The organism is Ruminococcus sp. (assembly GCF_045129435.1).
Lineage (GTDB): Bacteria > Bacillota > Clostridia > Oscillospirales > Acutalibacteraceae > Ruminococcoides.
In genome coordinates this window covers 1-2,010 of the sequence record NZ_JBGVJL010000160.1, presented here as the reverse complement: position 1 = coordinate 2,010, position 2,010 = coordinate 1, and the positions used below count along the sequence as shown (strand labels likewise).

Genomic DNA, 2,010 nt, shown 5'->3' with positions numbered 1-2,010 from the left:
TGACAGTATGTATGTTTTTTTCCGCAAACTTTAAATAAAAATAAAAAATAAAAAAATAAAATTAATATGTATGTAATATTATACTACTATATATTATTATATAAATTATTTTTTTTATTTTTATTTTTTCAAAAATAGTTTATAAGAAAAAACATACATACTTACATTTTTTGATAAAATTTAACACTCTTAGAACAATTATCGGGAATTTTACTTCGGTCAATAGGGAGTAAATAAGCTCGTCCTGTTTCGCTACGCCTTTTCAAAACCGCCTGTTCCTCTCTTTCAATCGCAGAGAAAACTCGTCCTACCTGCTCGGCGGTAATGCCCTTGAGTTGGTTGGCAATCTCCACAGGCTCAACCCATTCCCACTTTTCCATAGGCTTTGAAAAATCAACTATGTACCTGATTTCCGCCTCGTATTTGCGTTCAATCATATACTCAAGGTTGCGTGCCTCCACAAGCCTTCGCTCCTTGTCGGTGAGCAAAAAGCCCCTGTGGTTTTCAAGATAGAGCGTGTAGATGTAGCCCCACATATTGAAAACCTCCTCCTGCGTCATTGAAAACAACGCTTTTTTGTCGATTTTATCGATATGGATAATCCAGTAACGGCGGTTGCCTGTTTCGTCCTTTAGAAATTTTTCGGGGTTTACCGTACCGCAAAGGCTCGTTCTTCTCGGCATTTCCGAGATAGCCGGAGCATAGGGGAGTCGTATTCTGTCAAGCGGACTTGTGATGAATGCCTTGAGTGCGGATTGGTCTTTTTTGAATGTGCTGTCAATTTCGCCCAGCTCGCTAATCCACGCACTCACAGCGTTTAAAAGCGTGTCTTTGTTCGACACATCAATGCACACGCCCTCGTTGAACCACAGCGGATTGCCGGCAAGCACCCTGAAAAAGCTTGTCTTGGCAAGTCCCTGCATACCCTGCAAAATCAACATTCCCTCGGTTGAAACCTGATTTGTGTGCGTTGCAAAGGCGAAAGCAACGGTCTGAATGAGCCACTTCCTGATGAGCATTTGCTCAAACGGCAGGGTGATGTTTAGTATTTTAAAGATTTTCTCAAGGTGTTGTTCGTTGGTGTTTTTGTGTAAATTTAGCATATCGTGTATCGGGTTGTAGCGGTTGATGTCAGCAATGTTGCTGAGGTAAGCCTGTATCAGCTTAAAGCTGTTCGTCATTCCCTTGACCTTGCAAGCCTTACATTCGTCAAGTATCAGCACAGGCAGTGCGGTTAAAATCTGGTTTTCCGAGTAGGTTGTGAGCAAGGTTTGCTTGCCGCCGCCGTCAATCTCAATCTTCTTTGTAACCTCGTTGAACCTCAGCCTGATGTTAAGCCCCTCGGTGAGTATTCGCTCCACCACGCTCTGGCTTAAATTCGCCTGATAGTAGGACGGCATATCCCTCGCCATCAGGCTGTCAAGGTCGTCCTTTGCCTGATGTTGAGCCTGAATTTCAAGCTTTTTTCGCTGAGCAAGAAGTCGCTTGACCTCATCTCTAAATGCGGTTTTCTTCTTCTGAATACCCGCAAGTTCGAAAAATTCGTTGTTTGCAAGGCTTATGACCGCCTCTTTATCGTCAATCTCCTGCAAAAACTGAAACACTACGCTTGCCATAATATTCTTTTCCGCAAGGCAATAAACGGCTATAAGCGTTGAAAATTTTTCCTGCCCCTGCACAGTAATTCTGTTTGCGTAATGCCTTTGCAAAAGAGCAACCGCATTTTCCATTTGCTCAGCCTTTGTCGGGTCTTTGAGCAGTTCGCATACAATTTTGTTATTTATCTCGTCCAAACTTTTCCTCCGTTTCTGCAAGCCTTGAGCCTGCTTTTTGATTACTTTTAAAAATTAACGCAAAATATATTTGCACCAATACGCAAATAAACCGAAAAAGTTGCACTAATCACGCTAATTTTTTTGAAAATAAATTTAAACAGGGCAAAGAAAGCGAGTGAAATTCGGCAGAAAACGGCATTATAAAATTTTTTAAAAAAAGTTTTTAAAAATGCTT

At 41.2% G+C, this 2,010-nt stretch carries 1 protein-coding gene; it reads right to left on the bottom strand.

All coding sequences use genetic code 11. The features are described from left to right. Nucleotides 1–161 precede the first annotated feature (161 nt). Nucleotides 162–1,793, bottom strand: coding sequence for a VapE domain-containing protein (locus ACJMMI_RS07600; RefSeq protein ID WP_405354679.1), 1,632 nt, complete (start codon nt 1,791–1,793; stop codon nt 162–164). Between the last annotated feature and the right edge of the window lie 217 nt (nt 1,794–2,010).